This is a genomic window from Bacillus sp. B4EP4a (genome assembly GCF_006680105.1).
Lineage (GTDB): Bacteria > Bacillota > Bacilli > Bacillales > DSM-1321 > Peribacillus > Peribacillus simplex_E.
In genome coordinates this window covers 1-24972 of record NZ_VHIK01000004.1, presented here as the reverse complement: position 1 = coordinate 24972, position 24972 = coordinate 1, and the positions used below count along the sequence as shown (strand labels likewise).

General features: G+C 40.9%; 24 protein-coding genes. 4 read left to right on the top strand and 20 right to left on the bottom strand.

Annotated elements, in window-relative coordinates:
* Window positions 1-128 precede the first annotated feature (128 nt).
* The 18 genes from FNK51_RS01755 to FNK51_RS01670 all read right to left on the bottom strand — a co-directional run bounded on the left by FNK51_RS01755 (window position 129) and on the right by FNK51_RS01670 (window position 19393).
* The gene (locus FNK51_RS01755) at window positions 129-1364 is read right to left on the bottom strand and encodes an MFS transporter (RefSeq protein ID WP_286178537.1); all 1236 of its coding nucleotides are present in this window, start codon (window positions 1362-1364) and stop codon (window positions 129-131) included.
* A gap of 223 nt (window positions 1365-1587) precedes the next feature.
* Complete coding sequence (gene hisD, locus FNK51_RS01750) at window positions 1588-2841, bottom strand: histidinol dehydrogenase (RefSeq protein ID WP_141992251.1); 1254 nt, start codon at window positions 2839-2841, stop codon at window positions 1588-1590.
* 64 nt (window positions 2842-2905) lie between these two features.
* A complete protein-coding gene (locus FNK51_RS01745; protein WP_141992250.1) occupies window positions 2906-4144 on the bottom strand; it encodes a nuclear transport factor 2 family protein in 1239 nt (412 codons plus the stop codon).
* Between the two features lie 57 nt (window positions 4145-4201).
* Entirely contained in the window at window positions 4202-4978 is a 777-nt protein-coding gene (locus tag FNK51_RS01740; protein WP_141992249.1) for an HpcH/HpaI aldolase family protein, read from the bottom strand.
* Window positions 4979-5042: 64 nt separating this feature from the next.
* Complete coding sequence (locus tag FNK51_RS01735; protein ID WP_141992248.1) at window positions 5043-5741, bottom strand: alpha/beta fold hydrolase; 699 nt, start codon at window positions 5739-5741, stop codon at window positions 5043-5045.
* Between the two features lie 2 nt (window positions 5742-5743).
* Window positions 5744-6367 (bottom strand): cupin domain-containing protein, encoded by a 624-nt coding sequence (locus FNK51_RS01730; RefSeq protein ID WP_063594732.1) that lies wholly within the window; start codon window positions 6365-6367, stop codon window positions 5744-5746.
* Window positions 6368-6428: 61 nt separating this feature from the next.
* On the bottom strand, window positions 6429-7862 hold the full coding sequence (locus FNK51_RS01725; protein WP_141992287.1) for an aldehyde dehydrogenase family protein: 1434 nt from the start codon (window positions 7860-7862) through the stop codon (window positions 6429-6431).
* 3 nt (window positions 7863-7865) lie between these two features.
* On the bottom strand, window positions 7866-9053 hold the full coding sequence (locus FNK51_RS01720) for an iron-containing alcohol dehydrogenase (protein WP_141992247.1): 1188 nt from the start codon (window positions 9051-9053) through the stop codon (window positions 7866-7868).
* 34 nt (window positions 9054-9087) lie between these two features.
* A complete protein-coding gene (locus FNK51_RS01715; protein WP_141992246.1) occupies window positions 9088-9855 on the bottom strand; it encodes an SDR family NAD(P)-dependent oxidoreductase in 768 nt (255 codons plus the stop codon).
* Window positions 9856-10099: 244 nt separating this feature from the next.
* A complete protein-coding gene (locus FNK51_RS01710) occupies window positions 10100-11125 on the bottom strand; it encodes a LacI family DNA-binding transcriptional regulator (RefSeq protein ID WP_141992245.1) in 1026 nt (341 codons plus the stop codon).
* A 470-nt stretch (window positions 11126-11595) separates the two neighbouring features.
* Entirely contained in the window at window positions 11596-12441 is an 846-nt protein-coding gene (locus FNK51_RS01705) for an HAD family hydrolase (RefSeq protein WP_141992244.1), read from the bottom strand.
* A gap of 120 nt (window positions 12442-12561) precedes the next feature.
* The gene (locus tag FNK51_RS01700; protein WP_141992243.1) at window positions 12562-13830 is read right to left on the bottom strand and encodes a PTS ascorbate transporter subunit IIC; all 1269 of its coding nucleotides are present in this window, start codon (window positions 13828-13830) and stop codon (window positions 12562-12564) included.
* Between the two features lie 31 nt (window positions 13831-13861).
* A complete protein-coding gene (locus FNK51_RS01695; RefSeq protein WP_076372257.1) occupies window positions 13862-14128 on the bottom strand; it encodes a PTS sugar transporter subunit IIB in 267 nt (88 codons plus the stop codon).
* Between the two features lie 17 nt (window positions 14129-14145).
* Window positions 14146-14412, bottom strand: coding sequence for a PTS sugar transporter subunit IIB (locus tag FNK51_RS01690; RefSeq protein WP_141992242.1), 267 nt, complete (start codon window positions 14410-14412; stop codon window positions 14146-14148).
* Complete coding sequence (locus tag FNK51_RS01685) at window positions 14409-16475, bottom strand: BglG family transcription antiterminator (protein WP_141992241.1); 2067 nt, start codon at window positions 16473-16475, stop codon at window positions 14409-14411. The genes FNK51_RS01690 and FNK51_RS01685 overlap by 4 nt, the downstream gene beginning before the upstream one ends.
* 344 nt (window positions 16476-16819) lie before the next feature.
* Window positions 16820-17464: a hypothetical protein gene (locus FNK51_RS01680; RefSeq protein ID WP_141992240.1), complete on the bottom strand. Its 645-nt coding sequence runs from the start codon at window positions 17462-17464 to the stop codon at window positions 16820-16822.
* Between the two features lie 552 nt (window positions 17465-18016).
* Window positions 18017-18655: an isochorismate family cysteine hydrolase YcaC gene (gene ycaC / locus FNK51_RS01675; protein ID WP_076372250.1), complete on the bottom strand. Its 639-nt coding sequence runs from the start codon at window positions 18653-18655 to the stop codon at window positions 18017-18019.
* Between the two features lie 177 nt (window positions 18656-18832).
* Window positions 18833-19393, bottom strand: a complete 561-nt coding sequence (locus FNK51_RS01670) for an NADPH-dependent FMN reductase (RefSeq protein ID WP_141992239.1) — start codon at window positions 19391-19393, stop codon at window positions 18833-18835.
* A gap of 228 nt (window positions 19394-19621) precedes the next feature.
* On the opposite strand from FNK51_RS01670, the gene FNK51_RS01665 reads away from it, so the two are divergent.
* A complete protein-coding gene (locus FNK51_RS01665; protein ID WP_141992238.1) occupies window positions 19622-20713 on the top strand; it encodes a low temperature requirement protein A in 1092 nt (363 codons plus the stop codon).
* A 134-nt stretch (window positions 20714-20847) separates the two neighbouring features.
* Complete coding sequence (locus tag FNK51_RS01660) at window positions 20848-21291, top strand: MarR family winged helix-turn-helix transcriptional regulator (protein ID WP_141992237.1); 444 nt, start codon at window positions 20848-20850, stop codon at window positions 21289-21291.
* Between the two features lie 44 nt (window positions 21292-21335).
* On the opposite strand, the gene FNK51_RS01655 is transcribed toward FNK51_RS01660, so the two are convergent.
* Together FNK51_RS01655 and FNK51_RS01650 are read right to left on the bottom strand one after the other, a co-directional pair.
* A complete protein-coding gene (locus tag FNK51_RS01655) occupies window positions 21336-22691 on the bottom strand; it encodes a DHA2 family efflux MFS transporter permease subunit (protein WP_141992286.1) in 1356 nt (451 codons plus the stop codon).
* Between the two features lie 36 nt (window positions 22692-22727).
* The gene (locus tag FNK51_RS01650; RefSeq protein WP_141992236.1) at window positions 22728-23288 is read right to left on the bottom strand and encodes a TetR/AcrR family transcriptional regulator; all 561 of its coding nucleotides are present in this window, start codon (window positions 23286-23288) and stop codon (window positions 22728-22730) included.
* 237 nt (window positions 23289-23525) lie between these two features.
* Here FNK51_RS01650 and FNK51_RS01645 point away from each other — a divergent pair, with 237 nt between their 5' ends.
* Window positions 23526-23861 carry a hypothetical protein gene (locus FNK51_RS01645; protein ID WP_141992235.1) on the top strand — a complete coding sequence of 112 codons (336 nt, stop codon included), beginning with the start codon at window positions 23526-23528 and terminating at the stop codon, window positions 23859-23861.
* The gene (locus FNK51_RS01640; RefSeq protein WP_141992234.1) at window positions 23848-24498 is read left to right on the top strand and encodes an O-methyltransferase; all 651 of its coding nucleotides are present in this window, start codon (window positions 23848-23850) and stop codon (window positions 24496-24498) included. The genes FNK51_RS01645 and FNK51_RS01640 overlap by 14 nt, the downstream gene beginning before the upstream one ends.
* Window positions 24499-24972: the final 474 nt, after the last annotated feature.

Genomic DNA, 24972 nt, shown 5'->3' with positions numbered 1-24972 from the left:
AAAATCATTTTGGCCATTAAGGCAACCTGCATGAATTTTATTGTTTACGTGAAGTTGAACTTTAAAAAAAGTAAAAAAAGAGCAAACCCGTTAAGGTCTGCTCTCCTTGCCTTGCCTTTTCAAAGAAACTATTTTCTTTCAATCAGCATCTCTTCAAGAGGATATTCTTCATTTGTAGCTTCTTTTTTTGGGCGTTTTATGGAGGTTTTAATAAGAATGGTAGAAACAATTGATAATGCACCCATGATCAGGTAGCCTGTCGATCTTGAAAACACTTCAATCAAGATGCCGATTATGACGGGTCCTAAAAACATTCCAGCAGAATATAAACTTTGGAACAAGCCCATTCTCGTGGATTGTTTAATCTCTGGGATATTTTCAACAGCCCAGGAAGTGACGACCGTAAAGATTAATCCGTAACCGAAGCCTTGAAATGCCTGTAATAGAAAAAGCATCGTTAAATTTTCAGCATAAGGAATCAATATGATGATGACCCCTTGTAAAACCGCTCCCAAAATCGCTGTATTCATTAAACCGATTTTTTTATAAAAAAGGGCTCCACATAATCCTGCAGCTAAACCATAAATGATCAGATGAGTGTTTGCCAGCATGCCAATCAATAGTGGATTTGCTCCAAGGTCGGTTGCAACTAAAGGTGTGAACGTATCCCTTGTTCCAATGGTGACCATCAAAGCAATCGTTGCCAAAACAGAAATGACCCAGATTTTTTTATCGGTGATTTGCTCGACAAGTATTTTCTTATCGTATTTAACTTTTACCCCTTTAATACTTAGATCTTTTGTGAAAAAGGTTAAAACAAGCGCAAGTATGGCGGCGGCCACCGCAACTAAAAAACTATACCGATACCCATAACTATTGGCCACCACTGCACCGATGGTTGTCCCAAGTATGGAACCAACCGGCGATGCAACACCCAATATCGCCACTGCTTTTGCCGCTTCCTTCACACCAAAATATGAGGCGAACATAACATTGTAAATAACCCAGGTGGAACCAGTTAAACCGTCCGAAATTTTCCCAAGGTACAATGTTGTTGAACTTGGTATGAAAAAGGCCAGCGTCCACATTACGATGGTTATCAGCAACCCCATTTGGATAAACAATCTTCGTTTATGCAGCATATCCGAAAATACACCTATCGGAAGTCGTGTCAATAAAGCAACAATCCCTGAAATTCCAATAATACTGCCTATCACAACTGAATCGAACCCAAGATCTTTAGCATAAGAGGAGATAAATGGATCAAATGCCGTAATAGTGACAAAGAACAACAAGCTAATGATAAAGAATAAGATGGTTTCTTTCCGATTATTAATTTTATTAGTTTTGTTCATATATTCCATCCTTTCAATCCCCCTCCCTTTCGTCCCACCAGACAGAAAGGCGATGCTATTAATGTTTACACATATTCTCATATACTTTCCAGGGTTGATACAGCCCATCCACCCGACATTTCAGGCAGAATGGGAGTATCTATTTCTTCCAAGCGGCTGCACCAGAAGCATGCCCTTAATTGAATGCGTTTTCAGCAATCCCTATCATAATCCCTATCATTTAGAAGCACATTCATGTCAACCTGACAGTGGCCGATAATTTATGGCCTTCCAAGCCTTCAATTTCAGATTGATCTTCCGCATGGGATGCCAGGAATCGAATGCCTTGGCCTGTGATTTCTTGATGTGTCATGACTTTCACATAACTTCCTGCCCAAAGTCCCCCCGTATATCTTGCTGCCTTTTGAGTCGGCAATGTATGGTTGGTTCCAGAGACTTTGTCAGAGAAGACGACGGAACTGCCTTCATCAAGGAACAATGATCCATAGTTATTTAGTTTATCCATCAATTCGCGGCTATTTTTGATATGCAAATGTAAATGTTCAATGGCATATTCATTGCAAATATCCAGTCCTTCTTGTAATGAATCAGCATGGATGATTTCCCCTCTTTTTTCCCATGATTCGTGTGCAGGGGAAGATGCTGAGAAGGTTTTCAAAAAGCCTTCGATTTCTTTTTCAGTTTCTTCGGCAACTGTTCGGGACGTTGAGACAAGAATGGCCCGTGCGTACGGATCGTGTTCAGCCTGTGCTAGTAAATCGGCTGCTATTTTCGTAGGTGACGCTGAATCATCAGCAAAGACCATCACTTCACTCGGTCCAGCAATAAGGTCTATGCCCACTTTACCGAAAACTTGTCGTTTTGCTTCTGCTACAAACCGGTTTCCTGGTCCAGCGATGATATCCACTTCCGGGATGGATTCGGTTCCATATGCCATGGCGGCAATGGCCTGCGCCCCGCCAATTGCAAAAATGTCTGTAGCACCGGAGCGGAGCAAGCCGTATAAAACTGCCGGATGGATGCCGCCTTCATAATTGGCCGGGCTTGCTGCAACGATCCTTTTTGCTCCTGCTACCTTTGCTGGGGCAACGACCATTGGTCCTGATGATAATAACGGGAATCTTCCTCCTGGAACATAAGCCCCCACCTTTTCGATCGGTACGATTCTATGCCCCATCCTGATCCCATCGCCAAAATCCTTTTCGAATGGAGTTAGGCAGCTCAACTGTGCTTTAGCAAAATCGGATACTCTTTCCACGACCCGGTCAATCAGCACTTTTACCTCTTCAGGAAGAGTCCTGATACAACGCTCGATCTCCTCTTCACTAACCCGGACCGGACGATCGGAATCACCGAATTTTTTTTCATATTCCCGGACGGCATCATCCCCGCCTGCTTTTACATTTTCAATAATGGACTTCACCGTTTGTTCTACTTCATGTGAAGAGGTCTGTTCAAATACGTCCGCTTTCTTTATATATTCCATCCTATTTTCCCCCTAATCGTTGTTTAGTGAAGAGACGGCTGCAGCACAGCCGTCAACTGGTCTATCAAGATACGCCGGTAAAATTCCCATCATCGATTGTGGATTCACCATCTTGTTGTGATTCATTTTCATCAGGCAAATAGATCTGACGCAACACTTCCATTCCATCAAACAATAGCCATTCTTCCGAAATTTTTTCATTACGGATTTTATAGTGGCTGATGCCCGCAATATCAATGGCTTTTCCGCTAGGGGCTCCGAAGTATCCTGTTCCTTCGTGCACTCCTTGTATTCTCCAGCGAACCGCTACATCCCAATCACTATCAGATCCGCGCCTATTACAAGTTACCCTTTCAAGAATCACTTTCCCATTCGGAATGGAGGCAAAGAGGCTCATGAACATTCCTTGAATTTCACTTACTCCGATTACATCCTTGTTGCAGACATAATGAACGACTGCATTTTCTTCATAAAATTCCCGAACAAAATTAAATGAGCGCCGAGCCCAAATTCGATTGAATACAAGCTGCATGAACTCCCCTATTTCGAACTCATCAGAAGATGGAGTGAATAGTTTTGGAGGAAGTCCCGTTTCTGCTGTCTCTTTAAATCCAAAATGTATAGCCGGAGCAAGCTTCTGCGTACTTTTAGCCATTTTTTTAGCAAACTCGACCGGATCCAATCCGAGTTGCAGGACAAGATGATATGTATCCATCACAAGCCATTCTTCGTAAATCTTATTATTTAAAATCATACAATCGGCGCTTGTTCTGAACATCACTTTCTTTCCGGTGGCAGGACCGTATAAACTATCTCCAAGGTTCATTGCAACAGAACGTCCTCGATGTGAAGTGAAAAACCCTGCTTCATCATCCCCTGACCAGATTACACTCCATCCCAGCCCTTTCCGATCCGGAAAAGCGTGCAATGTTTGCAGCGTACCTGAAATGACTTCGTTAACCCCATGGCTATTAATCAACCCTTTATGTACAGATATGCTTGTACTATACGTATCATAAATAAGCCCGATGTCTTTCTCTTTCCAGATTTGCCGTGTGATTTTCACAATATAATCAACGATGTTATTGTATTCTGGATTAAAACCGTTCATCCTCTGTTTCTTTTGATTCGTTTCTTCTATATTAATGTAATCATAATCATCTTTCGTATCGAGCATATTAACGTCTTCAGCATCAGCATAGAAGATGAAGTTTGCTGATTTCTTGACCGGTTGGATTGTATTCTTTGCTGTTTTTTCTTCTTTTGGAGCTACTTCAATTGAACCTGTCTTCTTTTCCGCCATAATACCCATCCTTTTCGTATAAAGTAAATTCGTCAAAATGCAGGACTTCTTGTAAAGTCATTTAACAGATTGAGTGGCCTTGCTTGCAGAGATAACATCCGATAACGCAGTAGTAATAACATTATTTAACACGATGCAAACAAACTTTGCGCCTTTGTCAAAAGCCCCTTTAGCAGCATCGCTGTTACTGGCTACGGTACCAATTGGCACATCGAGTTCTTTACCTTTTATGAACAGTTCATTGATGACCTTTTGCACTTCAGGATGACTTGCACCTTCCAGTTGATAACCCATGTTCACCGAGAGGTCTGTGGAACCGATAAATGCCAAATCAATTCCAGGAACTGTTGCAATATCTTCAAAATTGATTGCTGCATCAAGCGTTTCAATATGCACAATTATCATAACATTTTCATTACTCTCATCTAAATAGGGTTTTCCGCTATCTTTTCCGTAACGCGCTGGTTTGGTTGAATACGATACCCCTCTATTTCCATATGGAGGGAATTTAGCCCGCTTAACTACATCAAGAGCCTCTTCCTTTGTATTGACCATTGGTACTTGTACACCTTTTGCCCCGCGATCCAAAGCCTTTTGAATACTGGAAGGGTCATATGAAACCCGGACGATCGGGACAAGCCCAACAGAATCTGCCGTACGGATAATGTTTTCAAGCTCTGATGGACTGAATGCACCATGCTCGTCATCTATTACGACGAAATCAAAGCCGGCATAACCGAGCATTTCGACTAATGGCGGGGAATTTATCCCTAAAAAGGCACCAAGAACTTGTTCCCCACGTTTGATTTTTTCCTTTATGGCATTATTCTTCATCGTCTTCCCTCTCTTTCCACTGACTCGTTCAATGCTGTAAAGATCACATCCATTTCCCGGCATTTCAATCACCTGACAACCATTTCCTCAATGCAGCGCTTACTTTTCCAGGCTGTTCCATAGGACTCAAATGTCCTGAATGGCTTACGATTTCAAGATTCGCCGTCGGGATGTTTTCCGTTAAATACTCGGACATATGCAGGGGACATACCCTGTCTTCCCTTCCTGCCAAAATCATGGTCGGACATTCAATGGCAGGAAGGATGGGACGTTGATCCGAACGCGTCATCACTGCTTTTAGCTGATTGATATACCCTTCAATACCGATTTTTTCAGCCATATCGATAATCTTGGAAACTAATGCTTCATCATTTCTACGGTCTGGATGGATTAACACCGGCAGAAGGTGATTGATTGTAATATCCAGAAATTGACCGTTATTCGCCATATTGATGAACCTTTCCCAACCTTCGATTTGTTCCAGGGTTGGAGGATTTGGGTTTGTATCAAGCAATGCCAATTTCATGACCCGTTCCGGTGCAAGGCGCATGATTTCCAGAGAAATGATGCCACCAAGTGATAAGCCTGCAAGTGCAAACTTATCAGGGGCCTCTTCCAATACCGACTTTGCGATTCCTTCTATAGTATCAGCCTTCGACACATCACAGACTTTCACATCGGCAAGATCTGCTAGATTCACAGTTTCCCATAGACGTTCATCACAAAGTGTACCCGGAAGCAAAATGAGCGGTACTTTATCCATCCTTATTTTTCACCCATTTTCAATTTATCGGCAATTTCCTTTTCAAGTTCTTCAAAGTTATCCGGTTTAATCATTTTGCCTAAATCATTGGCAAAAAATCCATATTCAGCTGCATCCTTGATCACTTTTGGCGACCAATAAGGGTCTTTTCCATCAAATACTTTATGTTGTTCAAGAACGGCGAAGATCCAAGCATCTTCTTCACTGATGTTTTCGAAACCTCTCCATAAGCCTGGCGGTAATGAAATTAAGTCCCATTGATCGATGATCGTTTCGCCATCAATTTCATCTGGACCCTTGCCCCAGTAGAAACGCCATTTTCCTGAAAGAGGTAGGAAGGATTCAATGTAATCATGCGTATGGTAAGCAGGCCCGTTTCCTTTTTGGGCTTTCACCATTCCAATTTGAAAACCATGCGGCTCGGTAATTTCAGGTGTGAAATTATCATTTTCACTTGCTGTATCGCCTATTAATGTATAGTTGATGCGTTGGTGACCCGGAATGATACTATCAATGAACATTAACGGTATTCCCTTTGATTTCATTTGATCAAAACGAACAATCCAATTATTTTCCATTTCCTCATTCGTTACTGCTTTTTTTACTTTAGGCTCTTGTACTGACATTTTAGTTTCCCCTTCCGTGTTCGTTAATTTTTTCATTTCTCAATTTGCATGACATATCTATTTAGAGGGTGAAGACGGCTAGTTTTAATTCTGTCATTTCCTCGACTGAATACTTAACACCTTCCCTGCCAGTCCCGCTGTTTTTCACACCGCCATATGGCATTTGGTCAACCCTGAAGGATGGTATGTCATTTACGATGACACCTCCGACTTCAAGCCTTTCAACAGCATCAAATGCTTTTGGCATCGAAGTCGTATATACACCTGCTTGAAGACCGTATAAAGAATCATTCACACGGTCAATTGCTTCATCCCATGTTTTATAGGAATTCACTGAAACGATTGGGGCAAATGCTTCTTGACAGCTTATTTCCTGTGTTGGCCCTGCATTTTTGATAATGGTTGGCTGAAGGATTGCACCTGTTCTTTGACCGCCATATGCGATTTCCTTTCCAGCCTTCCTAGCCGATTCGATCCACCCTTCCACTCGTTTTGCTTCATTAATCGTGATCATCGAGGAAAGGTCTGTATCTTCGGACTCCGGATCCCCCAATTTAAGTTGCTTCGTCTTTTCTGTAAACTTTTGCAAAAATGCCTCATATAAATCTTCCTGTACATAAATGCGTTGGACAGAGATACAAACCTGGCCTGAATAGGCAAAGGAACCTTCTGCACAGCGCAGTGCAACCGCATCTAAGTCATCAGCACTGTCAATAATGACAGCTGAATTTGAACCAAGCTCCAATGTCACCTTTTTCAAGCCCGCTTTTTCTTTGATCCCCAAACCGACTTCGACACTTCCTGTAAATGTAACCATTTTAATTCTCGGGTCAGTGACCAATACATCGCCGACGACGCTTCCTTTACCTGTGACAACATTCAGGGCGCCTTTAGGTAAACCTGCTGCTTCAAAAATTTCAGCTGCGGCTAACGCACTAAGCGGTGTCTGTGAAGCTGGTTTTAAAATGACTGAGTTGCCTGCAGCAAAGGCAGGACCAAGTTTATGTGCCGCTAAATTAAATGGAAAGTTAAATGGTGTGATGGCCGCAATAACTCCAAGCGGTTCACGCTTTGTATAAGCAAAACGGCCTTTGCCATTTTTAGCGGCATCCATCGGAATCGTTTCACCATGGATCCGTTTTGCCTCTTCTGCTGCGAACTTGTATGTTTCAATCGTGCGTAAAATTTCTCCTCTTGCAGCTTTCAAGGGCTTAGCATTTTCTTTGGCGAGTATTAGTGCACATTCCTCAAGTCTTTCCTTAAAAATTCCTGCTGCACGTTCTAATATATTTGAGCGCTCAAGGGCAGTTAACTTTTTCATTTCTTTTGCACCTTGTTCAGCACATTCTATCGCTTTTAGAACGGTTTCCTTTTCTGCCAAAGGCACTTGCGCAATCATTTTTCCGGAATAAGGTGATAGAAGATCGTAATGATTCTTTCCTACCAGCCACTCTCCGCCAATGTATAATCTCTTTTTATCGGAATTGGTCGTGATCAATTAGTTTCCCACCCTTCCTTTAAAGGCGCTTTGGTAGATTCCGAGAATCTTTTGTTCATTTAGCTTATAAGGAGTATTCGATAGCAAGCGATCAATTTTTGCAGCCTGTTCCGCCAGCATCGGTAATGAGTCCTCTTCAATCCCAAGTTCTAATAACGATGTAGGTAAATCAAGATCTTCCAGAAGCTGATACATATAATCAACAACTGCCTTTAACGCTTCGCTTGGTTGTGTCTTGAAATCACCCAGCTGTAAAAAGGACGCTACATCCATCATTTCTTCCGTACATGTTTTCCCAATCACTTCGAAAACAAATGGCATTAAAAGGGCATTTGCGACTCCATGCTCAATATGATATTTACCACCTAGTGGGTATGCCAGTGCATGAACCGCTCCAACCCCTGCATTTGCTAGAGCCACACCCGCTAACGAGCTTACCCAGCTCATCCCGGTTCGAGATTCCAAATCATTTCCGTTATGGACAGCTCTCGTAATGTTCGCAGGAAATAGTTTCATCGCTTTCTCTGAATAAACTTTCGTGAGCGGTGTAGCCTTGATGGCAATATAAGATTCAATAGCATGTGTAAAGGCGTCCACCCCTGATGCTGCGGTAACTCGTGCCGGGCAGGAAATGGTCAATTCTGGATCGATGATCGCTACATCCGGAAGGAATACCGGGCTTACGATCCCTCTTTTTACTTGCTGCTCTTCATCACCGAAAATGGCATTCATCGTCACTTCCGAACCTGTTCCTGAAGTCGTCGGCAAAAGAATGCATTTGACCGTTCTTGATTCAACCACTTTTTCGCCGTTTATATAAGTTGTTATATCGCCTTTCCCGCATAAAGCTGCTGTTGCTTTCGCTACATCCAGTGCACTTCCCCCGCCGATTCCGATGATTAAATCACATTTTTCTGCATCTAGCGTTTGTACGGCATCCTTCAATAGCTGAAACGTCGGCTCTCCCGAAATCTCCGTATATGTGATGGTTGGTATGGAAAGGGGCATAATGTGATCCAAAACTTTTTGAACAACGCCCACTTTTTCAAGACCTATATCACTTACAATCGCAACCTTCTTTGCTCCCAGCTCTTCTATTTCCTTTACTAACGTCGTAAATGCACCAACACCAACCCGGAAAACTGTCGGCATTCGAAAATCATGGATTACATTTTGAGCAGCAGACATTTTTCACCCTCCTTTGAATACGTATTCAAAAAACTCACCAGACAGTCCAACCGCCATCAACCACCAATGTTTGACCTGTCATCATATCTGAACAATCTGATGCCAGATATACCACCCCGCCAAATAAATCCTCCGTTTTAGCAAGTCTGCCAAGCGGAATCCTGCTCAATACTTCCTCTTTGAACGTTTCATCTTCAAACATCGGCTTGGTCATCGGTGTTTCAATGAAGGTTGGAGCAATGGCATTGACATTGACTTGATGCGGAGCCCACTCTATAGCAAGCGCTTTCGTCAGCTGTGTAATTCCTCCTTTGCTGGAGGAGTATGCAGCCCGTTTGTAATAACCGACGAATGCCATTTGTGAAGACATATTTATGATCTTGCCTTTTTTTTGGTCGATCATATACTTCCCTGCAGCTTGGCTCGTAAAAAATACACTTTTTAAATTAATGTCCATTACTGTATCCCAATCTTGCGATGTCAACACTTCAGCTGGCTTTGCTACGTTTATTCCTGCATTATTTATTAAAATATCAATCTTCCCGAAGTGTTTGTATATGCCTTCCATTACTTCCGCCGTTTCATCAACCTTTGTTAAGTCAAATGAAACGGGTAAAACATTTGCACCGGTTTGCCCAATTTCATGTGCCGCTTCTTCGAGTTGCTCTTTATTGCGGGCAACTATCGCTATATCGGCCCCAGCCTGCGCAAGCAAATGGGCTAAGTCTTTACCGATTCCTTTACTTGCTCCTGAAATGATGGCCACTTTACCGTTTAAATTAAATAAATGATTTATATCCAATCTATCACCTATCTTTACCTCATCGAGGCGATTTTTTTACATTCAGGCATTTTGCATTTTTATTTTGAATACGTATTCAAAATGGAACAAAATGCTTGTTGGCGTTTACAAATTAAAATATAAACAACTTTCTGACTTTTGTAAATAGTAAAAATAATAATAAGCCTAAAAATTTTAAAAATGACCGATTTTTTTAAAGGAGTGTTAAAACACTTAAGGTCCAATCCAAAACCGGCCTTTACCCTTATTCTTCTATGGGAGCTGGCCCTGTTGTTTTACGGACCATCAGTTCAGGCTTAAGGAAAATTTGTATCGATGAAGATGTTGTTTCTCTATTTTCTATGAGATAGATTAATTTTTCCAATGCTGTTAAAGACATTTGATCCATTTGTTGAGATATTGTGGTCAGTCCTATAAATTCATTAGCGGACAATCTTATATTATCAAACCCAACAACGGATAAATCAGCAGGGATTTTCAAATTCAGGCTTGAAGCTGCATCTAGGACTGCGAGAGCCATCTGATCGGATGCGGCTATGATTGCAGTGGGCCTGTCCTTCTTCTTCAGCAGTTTTTTTGTAAATGAATAAATCTTGTCATAGGAAAATTCGCTGTTGAAAATCAAACCTTCATCAATTTCATATCCGTTCTCCATCAGCTCTTCTTTATAACCAACCGTTCGCTCATAAGTCGCCAAGTATTTGGATGGTCCGGATATTTTCGCTATTTTTTTATGTCCTAATTTTATTAAGTGCTGAACAGCGAGCCTGGCACCTTTATTATTGTCCATTACGATAAAGTTAACGTCCTTGATATCGAGGAAACTATTATATAATAATACGGGAAATCCATTATCATGTAGCCTTTTGATTTTATCAGTATAATTTTTACTAACGCTTGTAAGGATGATTCCCTCTACCCTTTTGCCAATCAGCAAATTAATGGCTTGTTCCAAGTTTTCATCTTTATGCCCAGTGTTGTAAACGATGACATCATATTTTAATTCTTGTGCCCTTTCTATGATGACTTCCGCCGTTTCGGCAAAGAATGGATTTGAAATGCTCCCTAAAATTAAACCTATTGATTTGGTTCTTTTTTCTACGAGGCTTCTGGCAATTTCATCCCTTGTAAATCCCAGCTCATTAATTACAGCAAGAACCTTGTCACGCGTATTTTTCTTAATATAGGGGTAATCATTTAAAACCCTGGAAACTGTTGATTGCGAAACACCCGCTATTTTTGCCACATCTTCTGTCGTCACTCTCTTCATGCTTCATTAATCCTTTCTACGTCTAGAAATTGTTATCCTAAGAAACTAAAATAACGTATTTATATCAATATAAACATTATGATTTCCCTTTAATATATCATAATATTTAAAATTTTACTTCCAGTTATGGAACTGTTTTGGGTTTTGAGTTGCGTCAGCATGCTCTTTTCCCAAAATGGGAGGATTTAAATTGAATGAAACAGCGTTTGTTGCCTATCTTAGCTTCCTATAGAAAGAAGAGCCCATCTCTAAAGTGGGCTCCAGACTGTATACATGCATACAATTTTAAAAAAGTTCGTTGTTGATTTCGAAATCCGCTCCCTTTCCGCCGACTGTCTGCCAAGCCTCCTCGAAGCAAGCGTCTGTGGGGTCTCGGCTAGCCAGTTATTCGGCAGGAGTGTCGCAAATTTCTTCCATTCAACGTTCAAATTTCACAAACAAGATTGGATCTTCGTGCCTTCCAGGTTATTTTAGTGAAACATTCCCTTTAAAAAGCGATACAGTCCATCTTCTCTATATGAATGATCCGTCACTTCATCCGCCTGTTCTTTGACCAGGTCCGTGGCGTTTTTCATGGCAACGCAATGTCCGGCGAGTTGGAATAGCGGGAGGTCATTTTCGCCATCGCCTACTGCCAGGATATTTTCCGGTGCTAGCTGGAAATGCTTCAGCAGCAGTTGAACGCCTGTTGCTTTTGTGATGCCTTCCACGGTCACTTCTACATTATGATGGGTGGAGGAAGCTGTGGTAAAGGCATTGTACTGCTTGATTTTCTCCAATTCCGCTTTCCATTTTCGAATCGTATTCATTTCATTGCTGAAGAAGTAAATTTTGGCTACGCTGCTTATATCCAGTTGTTCTGACCATCTTATTTTGTCTTCCACTGCATCCTGTCTTGATAGCCATTCATTTTCATCGACTGTCTCAGGCTTTGGAATCAAACCTTGTTTAACCATATAGTCTTTATCTTTTAGTAATGCCATCCGTGTTCCATCGTTCGGATGAACTTCGTAAAAAATCTCTTCCGCTCCTGCTTTGGCGACCAATTCCTCCACAAGTTCCGTCGACAGGGCGTGTTCGACAATCTGTTTCTTTCCGATAAAAACGGACATTCCATTGGCGGTCACCATTCCATCGGCTTCCATGCCGGACGGTAAAACGTCCCTCACTTCTTCCAGTGTTCTTCCTGTCGCAATGAAAATCAGCTTACCACTTTTCCTAAGTTCGCCTATGTATTGTTCCAGCGTTTCATTCACAGTATTTCTTTCGTTCAATGTCGTGCCATCCAAATCGAGCACAATTGCTTTGTTGTTCATGCAAATCACCTCAAAAATCCAAATGATGATGAAAATGCCAACAGCCCATTATCTATAAAGATCTTAGGCTGTTGGTTTCATTCATTTATTTTTGTTTCTTTACCTTATCAGTATAACGGTTCAGGATAATCCTAAAAGTTTCATGACGCTTAGGATCAAGAGACCGACCACACCGAAGTCCGAATCACCAAATGTGGTACCTTCAAACCCTACATCCCCCAAGAAGACCAGGAGTATTGCCGGCAGGAAACTAATGATGAGCCCGTTGGCAAAGGATCCAAGCATCGCTCCGCGTCTGCCTCCTGTGGCATTTCCGAATACACCTGCTGCAGCTCCGGTGAAGAAATGCGGTACGAGCCCCGGAACGATTACTTTCAATCCAAGTACCGGAAGGAGGAACATGGATAATAGTCCAGCTAAGAAACTGAATAGGAACCCGATGATCACTGCATTTGGAGCGAATGGAAAGATAGTCGGACAGTCCAATGCAGGTTTTGTATTCGGCGCCACTTTATCGGCAATCCCTTTGAATGCAGGGACGATTTCAGCAATTAACATCCGTACCCCTGCAAGAATGATGTAGACTCCTGCAGCAAATGTTATCGCCTGGATGAAAGAGAATACGATGAAGTTCGAACCGCCGGATAATTCCGTTTCAATATAGTTCTGTCCGGCAAACAATGCGACGATCACGAAGAACATCGTCATCGTAAGCGATACAGCAACTGATGTGTCCCTCAGGAATCCTAAAGATTTAGGAACCTTGATTTGCTCCGTCGTTTTTTCCTTATTTCCAAACCATTTTCCAACTGTCGCGGATACAAAATATCCGATTGTCCCGAAATGGCCGATGGCAAAATCATCGCTTCCGGTAATCTTCCGTACGTATGGCTGAAGGAGGGCTGGGAACATCACCATGCATACTCCCAATAGAATGGAACCGACCAAGATAAGCGGAAATCCGTTGAGCCCGCCGACCGATAGCGTGACTGCAAGTAAACAAGCCATGAATAAGGTATGGTGTCCCGTTAAGAATATATATTTAAATGGCGTGAAACGAGCCAGCAAAACATTGACAACCATACCAAAAACCATGATTAGTGCAGTCGAAGTCCCAAAATCACTTTGGGCGGCTGCGACAATGGCTTCGTTATTCGGTATGACGCCTTGTACATTGAATGCATGATCGAACATTTTACTGAATATATCAAGGGCGCCAATGAGCACTGCCGCTCCCGCTCCAATGATAATGAAGCCCATGACGGTTTTTAGCGTTCCAGATACAACATCCGCACTGGATTTCCGCTGTAACAGCAGTCCAATGAGGGCAAACAGCCCCACAAGTATGGAAGGTGTACCCAAGATGTCATTCATGATAAGTTCCAGCATTGCCTCTCCCCCTCTTCTTTATGTTTCCTTCTTATAGATGTGAAGCCAATTTCGATGTGATTTCAGGAATGCTCATCATGTTTTCCAGTGTGACGATCGTCCGGGTTCCATCATCCAGCTGACCGACAATATCAGCCGCTCCCAGGTAAATATCTGCCTGAACCGTTTTTGCGGATGCCAGATCCGTATGATCCACCTCGGCTGTCTTACCCATTTCCGTCAACGCTTTCTTCACATTCATCTCCATGATGAAGCTGCTTCCCAATCCGTTTCCGCATACTACCATGATTTTCTTCATATCAATCTCTCCTTTTTTTATCCTACATGCATTTCCAATTTAGATTTGATTTCAGGGATGCTCATCATGTTCTCCAATGTGACAATCGTCCGGGTTCCATCACCCAGCTGACCGACAATATCCGCCGCTCCCAGGTAAATATCCGCCTGAACCGTTTTTGCGGATGCCAGATCCGTATGATCCACCTCGGCCGTCTTCCCCATTTCCGTCAATGCTTTCTTCACATTCATCTCCATGATGAAGCTGCTTCCCAATCCGTTCCCGCATACTACCATGATTTTCATTCCGCTTCCTCCTTCGAATATTTATGAACGTACTCCATAAGGACCGATTTATCTGAAGTGCTTAAAATTTCTTCTATATTGGCTGGTTCATTCAATAATTGAGTGAGCTGGATCAATGCCCGCAGATGCGAATCGTTATCCACTGCCGCCAAAATGATAATCAGCCGTACCGGTTTATCCGGCGCAAAGTCCACGGCTTCATCCAATTTCAGCAAACTCATGGATAAAGACCTGACCCCCTGCTCCGGACGTGCATGGGGAATCGCCACTCCAGGCGTAATCACTACATATGGTCCATTCGTTTCTATCGCCTCGATCATGGCATCCACATATCGTTCCTCTACGGTTCCTAAGTCCACGAGAGGCTTGGCCGCGACTTGAATGCCTTCTTTCCAATCGGAAACATGCGGCTGTAATTGAATCGTTTGCATATTGAGGAGTTCTTCTAACACAGGCTTCTCTGCCTCCTTTAAAGAAAATTGGGTTATTTTTGGTGTATGGGTATACACATTCGACTTCAAAGCCTTTTCAAGCTGATCCTGTTCATGGATGGTTGCATACTTGGAAATGATCTTTAATAAAGCAGCAACATCCACACTTTCCGTCGTATATCCATACAATTCCTGCATGACCTGCTGGCGCAATGTATGTTTGTCCTGCATTTCCAAAATGGGCGGTACAACGAATAATGCCGCTTTTGTTCTCATATGCACCGTTGAAAAAACAAGATCGTACGACAGTGGGTATTCAGCCGCATTTCTTACGGACAGAACGTCCAGGAACAATATATCCGGAAATAATTCCCTCAATGTATAAATGAGGATATTGCTGATGCCAATGCCATTCGGGCATACGACAATTGCCCGTTTTCGATCATCCAATGTCGTCCCTTGCCTGCGCAGCCATCCGCCAAAATAGACCGTGAAGTATGCGACTTCCTCTTCTGATACCGGACAGCCAATTTCTTTCTCCAACACCCATAGGGATTTTTTTGTCAAATGATGCAATTCAGGATAGACCTTCTGCACCCGTCCCGTCATCGGGTTCATTTGCGGGAGACCATACCGCAGGCGATGATATGCCGGTTTAAAATGAACGTATAATTGTTGGCATAGCTGTTCTTTGTCTTTCAGGTGAACAAATGCCAGCCTCTCGAACTCTGCCACGATTTCCTGCAAAAGGTGCTGAATGGCTTCATCATCCTTAAGAGGCGAAATATCCTTCGTTCGATTCATGCTCAGTAAATGTAAGGTGGCGTATAAGTTTTCCGTTTCGCTCCATACTGATTGAAAGGCATTCGTTCTGGTCATTTCCTCAACCATTTTGTATTCTTCCGTCGCAACAAACGGCGCCCAGCTCTGGTCTGCCTGTAACTCTTCCCCTTTTCCTATGAGCTGATCAGTACATAGAAATAAATAGCTCAGTTCATGAAGCCGTTCATCCGTAAAGGTGATGCCTAATTTACGTTCGATCCTTTCAAGCTGTAACCGGATCGAGCTGATTTGCTTTTCATGTTTTCCCCATATGCACTCCATGATCAATTCACTATTGGGACTGTTCAGTACATCATGCACGAGACGTTCAATGATATATCTCTTTACTCGGGTTTCCCCAATCACCACATAGCCATCTTGTTTGGAATACTGGATTTTGAGCGATATGTCCCTGTTTTTCTCTTTAAGTCTTTTTAAATCCTTCAACACCGTATTACGTGAAAGCCCGGTGATCGTCTGGAAATGATAGACGGACAATTCTTCTGGGCTTAACAAGATCATGAGGTAAAAAACTTTTTCCCTATCTGTCTCTGAAAATATATAATTGCGTTTTGTCAGTTTTACATTCAATTCTTCATCCCTGATCGTTTCAGAAAAGGAGTAGCCCATTTCACGATTATATTGAATCGGTTGATATCCATGAAATTGGAGCCAGTCATTCGCTTTGCTCAGACCATATTGGATTTGCCTTCTCGTCAGACCTGTTTGGGCTTCAAGTTCTTTCATTTTTGAAATGGGCGAATGCTGTAATAGTTTTAGTAAATTGGCGCTTCTTTCATCTAAAAACATTCTCAATCCCTCTCCCTGCTTCTACGATATCTCACTTCTTATTAAAAATGTAGCGTTTCTCAGTCCGAATGTTGTCATAGGTACTGCACAATAATATACTCTTTAAACATTTGTGCACAATACCGCATCCTTGCTAGGTCAATTACCATTCTGCCTTGTAGAAAAGCGGGTGAATTAAAAGTGCATTATGCAGTATTAAAATGAAATTGCACACACTCTTTAAAACAAACAAAAAAAGTGGTGAAAGTTTTGAGATTAAACGTCCACCACTTTTTTATAAACTATTAAGAAATATGCTAACAGGGCCTGTTTATAAATCACAAGTAAAGTTCCAGATTACTAATTTACTTAGCTCTTTTTTGATAACTAACACTTGTTTTTCCTATTTGTATTTTACGTGCCTTGTCTTTGAAAAATTTCACAGTTCTTTTGTTGTATAAGTACTTACCAGATGTGCATTGAGCATCATTCAAAGAGTAATATATATTTGGAACAGCACCAACAACAACACTTGCAGCTGCTAATGCTGAACTGTATGGAGCTTTCGTAATAGTAGATAGATATGCTGCAAATGCTGAAACACCTATTTTAGGTACAGCTGAGCTACCATAATACGTCCCCATACTTTTATACTTACACGCATTAGCTGAGGCCATTTCTATAACTGGAACCTCATTTTCTGCTGAAACGAAGTATTCACTATTTGAAATATATTCATTATTAACAAATTCAACATAATTATTAAGTTCTACCTGTTCTTCTTCAGACAAATTCATACCATCAATTTCTAACTGATTTGTTATTTTATTAATCTTTACTTCAGTAATCTGATTCCCTTCTGCATCTGTAACTGTTGAAATGATGAAGTTATCGTTTTCAACACTATTAAAGTGAGGCTCCTCGCTAGTTCCTTCAAACAATACTTCTTGCTTTTCATGTTCTTGAGAACCAAATACTATAGTACTACTTGAAAATAATGAAAAAGGCAACCAATAGACTAAAAATCTTTTTTACCATAGGTAAAACCACCTCTTTTTATTTGTAAATTCAAAATATTTTGACTATAATATGTAATATACAAAATAAAAAAGTAAAGAATTGTATTTTCATGTTTAATTACCTAAGGTTTAGATATAAATCATATATTATTATTCTTTTAGGGATTTTTATTGGTACAATACTTGCCGAAATTCTATTTGAAAACCCAGATTATTTTATAGGTATTACTTGTGTTCTAGTAGGTTTATTAATTGGAGAATGCATAATGACAAGAAAGTGGTTCAAAGAACGATAAACAAAAAGAAGACTTTACAAAGGTGATCCTCTAACTATTCAAATGAGATTTTGAATGGTACATTCATTTTTGTTTGAATGCTGCAGCTTATTAAACACCTGCGATTACGAACGGGTAGGACAACCAGTCTTGCCTCAAATCCGGTAAAAAATTAAAAAGGTTTCGGAATGATAACATTCCGAAACCTTTTTGTCTACAAACTAGAAAGGACAAATGTCCCCTCCTTCATTCAATCAGTGCGTTATCTTTATATCTTGCTGAAATCGCGCTGAGCTCCCCTATAGCTTCCGATTATATTTTGATAACCAGGAAGCTGGCTGGAAAGTAAAGCACCAAAACCTTCGACATCGTTGCGCCAATCACGTTGTAATTCGCACGCTACGCTAAACCAGTTCATAAGCTGCACACCGCCATGGGCCATACGCGCTAAAGCCGCATCAGCTACCTGTTTGCTGACAGTTCCAGAAGCATCCGTGACAGCAAATACTTCATAACCAGCGTTCAAAGCGGAAAGTGCCGGGAAAGCAACGCAGACATCCGTAACCACGCCCGCGATGATTAGTTGTTTTTTTCCAGTTTCTTCGATTGCTTTAACAAAATCTTCATTATCCCATGCGTTAATTTGTCCAGGCCGAGCTATTTTGGGTGCGTGCGGAAAGAGTTCTTCCAATTCCTGCATGAGCGGTCCGTTTGGTCCGTTTTCAAAGCTCGTTGTTAAAATGACTGGCAAATCAAAAAACTTTGCCGTGTTGGCAAGAGCCATAACATTGTTCTTGAATTCATCAACACCATAATCACGCACTAGCCCTGAAATAAGACCGGTTTGATGATCCACTAGTAGAACGGCAGCATCATCTTTGGAAATACGAGAATAGAGATCAGACATTTTTAAAGTCCTCCTTTTATTAAAGCTATCGAAGAAAGTTCATATGTAGGGAAATTCCCCCAACCCCTTCGTTGGTTGCAATCAGTTTATAACTTAACTGACTGTTATTTATAAGTTTATCTATAAACTTATAGCCTGTCAATCATATATATAATAAGATTCATTGATTATGGCTAATTAATCTAGAACTGGAGTGTGATCGATCCAATGAATGAATTGTTGTAAATAACGCTCAAGATAACGTTTTGTTTGTTCATCAGTAAGCACTTTCCGATCAGAATCAATCTTTTTATGTACTTGCGATATCAGCATTTTTTGAAATGGAAGAACATGAACTTGCATGGCCTCCAGTATTTGCCTGATTTGCATTTGAGCAAATGCAGTGCCCATTCCCCCAGGAGTAGCTCCGATCAGGCCAACTGGTTTTTTGGTAAGAACAGCGGACTCCCGAGGTCTTGATGCCCAGTCCAATGCATTTTTTAATACGCCTGGTATTCCAGAATTGTACTCTGGGCTCACGATAATGATCCCGTCAACGTCCTGAATGTCGGATTTAAATGACGTCACTGTTTCTGGAATGCCACTTATTTCCAAGTCTTCATTAAACAACGGAAGATCATTAATTTCGATCCAGCGAAATTGATAAGAATCAACCATATCTGTCAATGATTGAGCAATGATTCGATTATAAGAATTTTCCCGTAAACTGCCGCAAATAAGGCCGATGGTTCTGGTCATCTACTTCCCTCCCTGTTTGAAATCATCTCCTATAGTACCATAATCTACCAATATCAAAAAAGTGACGTTATTCCTAATCACTAAATATGGAAAAACATAATAGCTGGGTAAAAAGAACTTCCTAAAATGGATCATGAATTCTAAATTGCATGCACCAAAGTCCCCCTTCCATTTTCTGAATATTTACAACATACTATAAACTATAAGGCGATTGGGAGGAGTGCGGAAATGGATGAAAAGAAAGTTACATGGCTAGAGCTCTTTTATGATTTGTTATTTGTGGCGGCCGTTGCGGGCGCCACTCATGTTTTACTGCATGTTGAAGATGGATATATCCATCCAGAATATTTATTAAAGTTCGTGTTGATTTTTATTCCTATCTGGTGGGCTTGGGTAGGGCAAACCATATTTATTAACCGGTTTGGAAAGGATGTTTTTCATCAACGGCTATTTTTGATACTGCAAATGTTTTTTGTCCTCATTATGACATCAAGCTTATCTGTTGATTTTGATCCTTATTATCTTTCTTTTTTAATTGGTTATATTGGCTTAAGAGCCGTGACCGCCATCCAATATCTTGTTGTACAGCGGATAGAAGAGGGAGTTCGAAAAAAGGCAGCACTCTTTTTGGGAAGGTATTTTTGGATTGGAATCGCCATTTCATTATTCTCCGTCCTTTTTGATTCCTGGCTTCGATATGCAGTGCTGTATTTGGGCATCCTCATCGATATCATTATCCCAATCCTTGGAAGAAAGTGCTTAGAAAAGGTTCCTACAAATACGGCCCACTTGTTGGAGCGCTTTGGTCTATTTACCATCATTCTCTTTGGGGAAGCTCTTGTAAGCACTCTTGCGGTCATTCAACCTAAACAAGGAAATTGGGATTCGATAGCCTTTTCCATCATTTCATTTGCCCTGATAATAGCCATGTGGTGGCAATATTTCGATAACATGGAGAAAAAAGTCGACAAGTCTGTACAATCTTCCGGCCAAATCATCATTTACGGTCATCTGTTTATTTTAATGTCTATAAGCATGATTGCAGCAGCCATCAGATTATTGTTTTTACATGAGGTCCATTATACATTTATCCTATATTTTGTTTTCGGTTCTGTATTGCTCTATTTCATGTCGGCCACTTTTGTTTTCCATCAATATAGACATAAGCACCAGCGGTTGCAAATATATCATTTAGGACTATTTTTAGGGATTTTAGCATTCTTTTTTATTTTTAATTTGTTTGTCGTGGTACCGAATATTGTGATAATAGGCGAATTAACACTGTTTTTTATCATCTTTGCTAAACTAACGACCACATAATAAAGGAATCAAAGAAACCAGTATCATATAGATAATACTGGTTTCTTTAATTCGAAGATGGAAGTTTTTGCATTTGACACCATATTGGTTTATTCATAAACTGATTGTGACGAAGAAAGAATGGGGTGACATTCATGAAAGAAAACACAGCGAATCCCTCCGCATCTAATAATGAGGAACGACTAGGTTTAATGTTATGGTTCCGAATAACACGAATATATAACCAAAGTATCCGGGAGTCCAATCAACATTTAAAGAAATGGAATCTATCGGCAGCCCAATTCGATATCTTGGTCCAAGTGGGTTCCCATGAACGATTGTCTCAGCAAGAACTGGCAAACAAGCTTTTTGTGACAAAAGGCAATATCACTCAACTATTAAGGAAAATGGAAGAGTTGGGATTGATTAAACGGGAACAGGAATGGAAAACAAAATACCTTTCATTGACTGAGGAAGGAAAAGAATTTTTTAATGAAGTTGTTCCAAAACAAGAGCATTTTCAGGCATCACAATTTGCCAACTTGAATGAGACGGAAAAACAACAGCTTTTGGACTTACTTAGTAAAGTTCAAAAATGAAAACAGATCACCTGCTAGAATGGTGATCTGTTTTTTTATCTTTGTTACTTCGGCTTTTTCATGAACAATGAAAGCACCACATTCACGATGGCGAAAATCAAACTAATTTTAAATACAAGTGATGAACCTGAGGCAGCGGCTGCCGGTAAATCATTTGCCACATCAGTCAAGTAGCCATTTTGCTTCGCAGAGAATAGCGAAACCATGACCGCTATCCCAATTGCCCCTGATACTTGCTGTGATGTTTGCGTAATCGCGATGCCATCCGGATAGAATTGTTTTGGCAATGCATTCAATGTATTCGTTTGTACTGAAGCGAGTACCATGCCAATGCCAAGCATCATCACGATATGCGTAACAACCATGATCCATAGTGCTGTGTCCGTTCCATACATTGCATATAGCCCGTAGCCAATGACAACCAGAATCGTTCCTGGTGTAATTACGGCACGAGGTCCATATTTATCGAACAGCCGGCCGATGATCGGGGCAAAAACGCAGTTCAATAGACTGCCTGGCAGCATGATCAGCCCAGTGGCGAACGCAGAAACCAATAACGCCATTTGCATATACATTGGTAACACAACCAGCATCGATAACATGTTAAGGAATGTAATCACGTTCATCGCAAGACCTAGCACAAATAGTGGGTATTTGAATGCTTTTAAATTCAACATCGGGTTTTCCATCTTTGTCTGACGGATTGCAAAAAGGATTAGGGCGATTAATCCAACAATGATCGTGCCAATTACCGTCATGCTCGTCCAACCATGATCCCCGCCTACACTTACACCGTATACAACTCCACCAAAGCCAATCGTCGATAATACAACTGACAAGATATCGATTGATACTTGTCGAGTTTCATTGACATTCGGAATATAGATATAGCCGAAGATAAGCGAGAATAACAAGAATGGAATCGTAAACCAGAATATCCAAGGCCATGATAACGTATCTAAAATCATTCCTGCCAATGTAGGACCGAATGCTGGACCCGCCAAGATGACTAAGCCCATCACACCCATTGCCCCGCCGCGTTTATTCGGTGGGAAAATCGTGAAAATGACATTTTGCGTCAATGGCAAAATGATCGCCAGTCCAGCTGCCTGAATGACACGGGCCGTCAATAACACGCTAAAAACCGGTGCTACTGCAGCGATGACCGTTCCGATGATCGAAAAAAATAAAGACGCCATGAACATTTGCCGTGTTGTGAATTTTTGCATTAAAATTCCTGTTACTGGCACTAAAATACCAAGCGTTAAAAAGTAGCCTGTTGCAAGCCACTGTATCGTCGTCGCATCCACGCCAAAAATATGGCTCAATTCACCTAAGGCGATGTTCAATGCGGTTTCACTAAATAGCCCAACAAAGCCTGCTACCAAAAGAGCAGCCATTATCGGTCCTGTTTTAATATTTTTATTATCCACTTGTTAAAACTCCTTCAATATATTGGGTAACAATTGCAAAATTACTTTTAGCGGCTTTGCCGATGTTTCGGCCAAACAAAGCATCATTGCCCCTTCGATAGAGGCTGTCATCATCAATGCAATATTGGAAGCCAACTCTTTTGAAAATCCATCTTCCATAAGCTTATTAAAATAAATCCCTTGAATTTTCACATATAGTTCGGCGCAAGCACTTCGTACAGGATCACATAATGTGGCCATTTCACTTACCATGCTGCTAAATGTGTAACCCGTAATCGTCCCTTCCCTTTCTAAATTGACGATTAACTTTTCAATCATGTAATTTGTCGCTTCTAACGTTGTCGGATACCGTTCAAAAATATCCACTATATCCGTCGTAATTACTTCATTCAAAGAATGAAGGCAAGCGATTAATAATTCCTCTTTTCCATTAGGAAAATGGTGATACAGCGAACCTTTCGTAACATTACATACCTTTAAGATTTCGCTTAGTCCAACACCTTTATATCCTTTTTGCTGGAAAAGAATCGTTGCTTTTTCGATTATCAACGATTTTGTATCCATTTCCGTAGCACACCCCCACTATACCAACCGGTCTATTTGTTACTATAACAAAAAAAATTCTTTGGATGTAAGTACTTTTTTGCCTCTCTAAATAACGAATTCACAATTTAGACAAACTTTTTATAAACGGTATTTGATTTTTCTATTCTATTATCAGTTGACATCTTGTATACATATGTATACATTTAACACAAGAAAGAAGCGTATACATATGTATACACGGAAAGAGGTTTTAACATGAGAAATGAAAAACTCAAAAAAGAAGGCCATCACAAAGGAAAAGACCATGGTTCACACCATCGTGGCCCAAAAACGTTTCGCCGCGGAAGGGCCATTGCTTTTTTAGAAATGATGAATGTTAAACGTTCAACCATTAAGGAACAGTTAGATAAACCAGAGTTTCAATCCATTAATCAAATCTTAGTCGGTGAATTAAAAGCCATTGATATGTTAATCAACGAATTCATTCAATTATTTGAAATACAAGAAAATGAAGCAGCCGATAAGAAAAGTGAAGAAAAGGAAACTTCCAATAATGGTGAGAAAGGAATGGAAATGAATGAAACAAATTAACAGTTATATCGATTCAGTGTTTTATACCAAAGATGCCCTTTTGGAAGAAGTCATTACGTCCATACAAGAAAACGGAATGCCGTCCATATCGGTATCCCCCTCATCTGGGAAACTTCTTACAATGCTTATATCCATTTCAGGAGCTAAAAATGTTTTGGAAATAGGGGCTCTTGGGGGCTACAGCGGGATTTGCCTTGCCAGGGGATTCGGCAACGAAGGAAAATTAACCTCCCTTGAATTAAAGGAGGAGTACGCAAAGTTAGCTTATGGCAATCTATCAAAAGCGGGCTTCGGCGATCAAGTATCATATATGACCGGAGCAGCTCTGCAAAGCCTTGAAAAACTCGTTCGTGATAACAAGAAATTTGATTTTTTCTTTATAGATGCAGACAAGGACAATTATGAAAATTACCTGCAATATTGCATTAAGCTGGCAGAACCGGATGCTCTAATCGTCATGGATAACGTACTTGCGAGGGGCAGTGTCGCAGATCCGGATGCTGAACCTAAACATTACACTGCATTCATGAAGGCATTCAATGAAACTGTGGCCAATCACCCTCAACTGGAATCCATGCTAATTCCAATCGGTGATGGGCTCACCATTTCAAAAGTAAGTGCTCAAATTCATGAGTAATGTGCGAATTCACGAGTAAAGTGACCAATCTCACGAGTAAAGTGTTCAATCTCATCAGTAATGTGCGTATTCACGAGTAAAACAGCTAAATTCACGAGTATATTGCTCAATCTCACTAGTAAAACAGCTAAATTCACGAGTAAAGTGACCAATCTCACGAGTAAAGTGTTCAATCTCTCGAGTAATGTGCGAATTCACGAGTAAATTGCTCAATCTTACGAGTAAAACAGCTAAATTCACGAGTAAAGCGCTCAATCTCACGAGTAAAGCAGCTAAATTCACGAGTAAAGTGTCCAATCTCACGAGTAATGTGCAAATTCACGAGTAAAACAGCTAAATTCACGAGTAAATTGACCAATCTCACAAGTAAAGCAGCTAAATTCACGAGTAAAGTGCTCGATCTCATCAGTAATGTGCGAATTCACGAGTAATGTGCTCAATCTCACGAGTAAAACAGCTAAATTCACGAGTAAT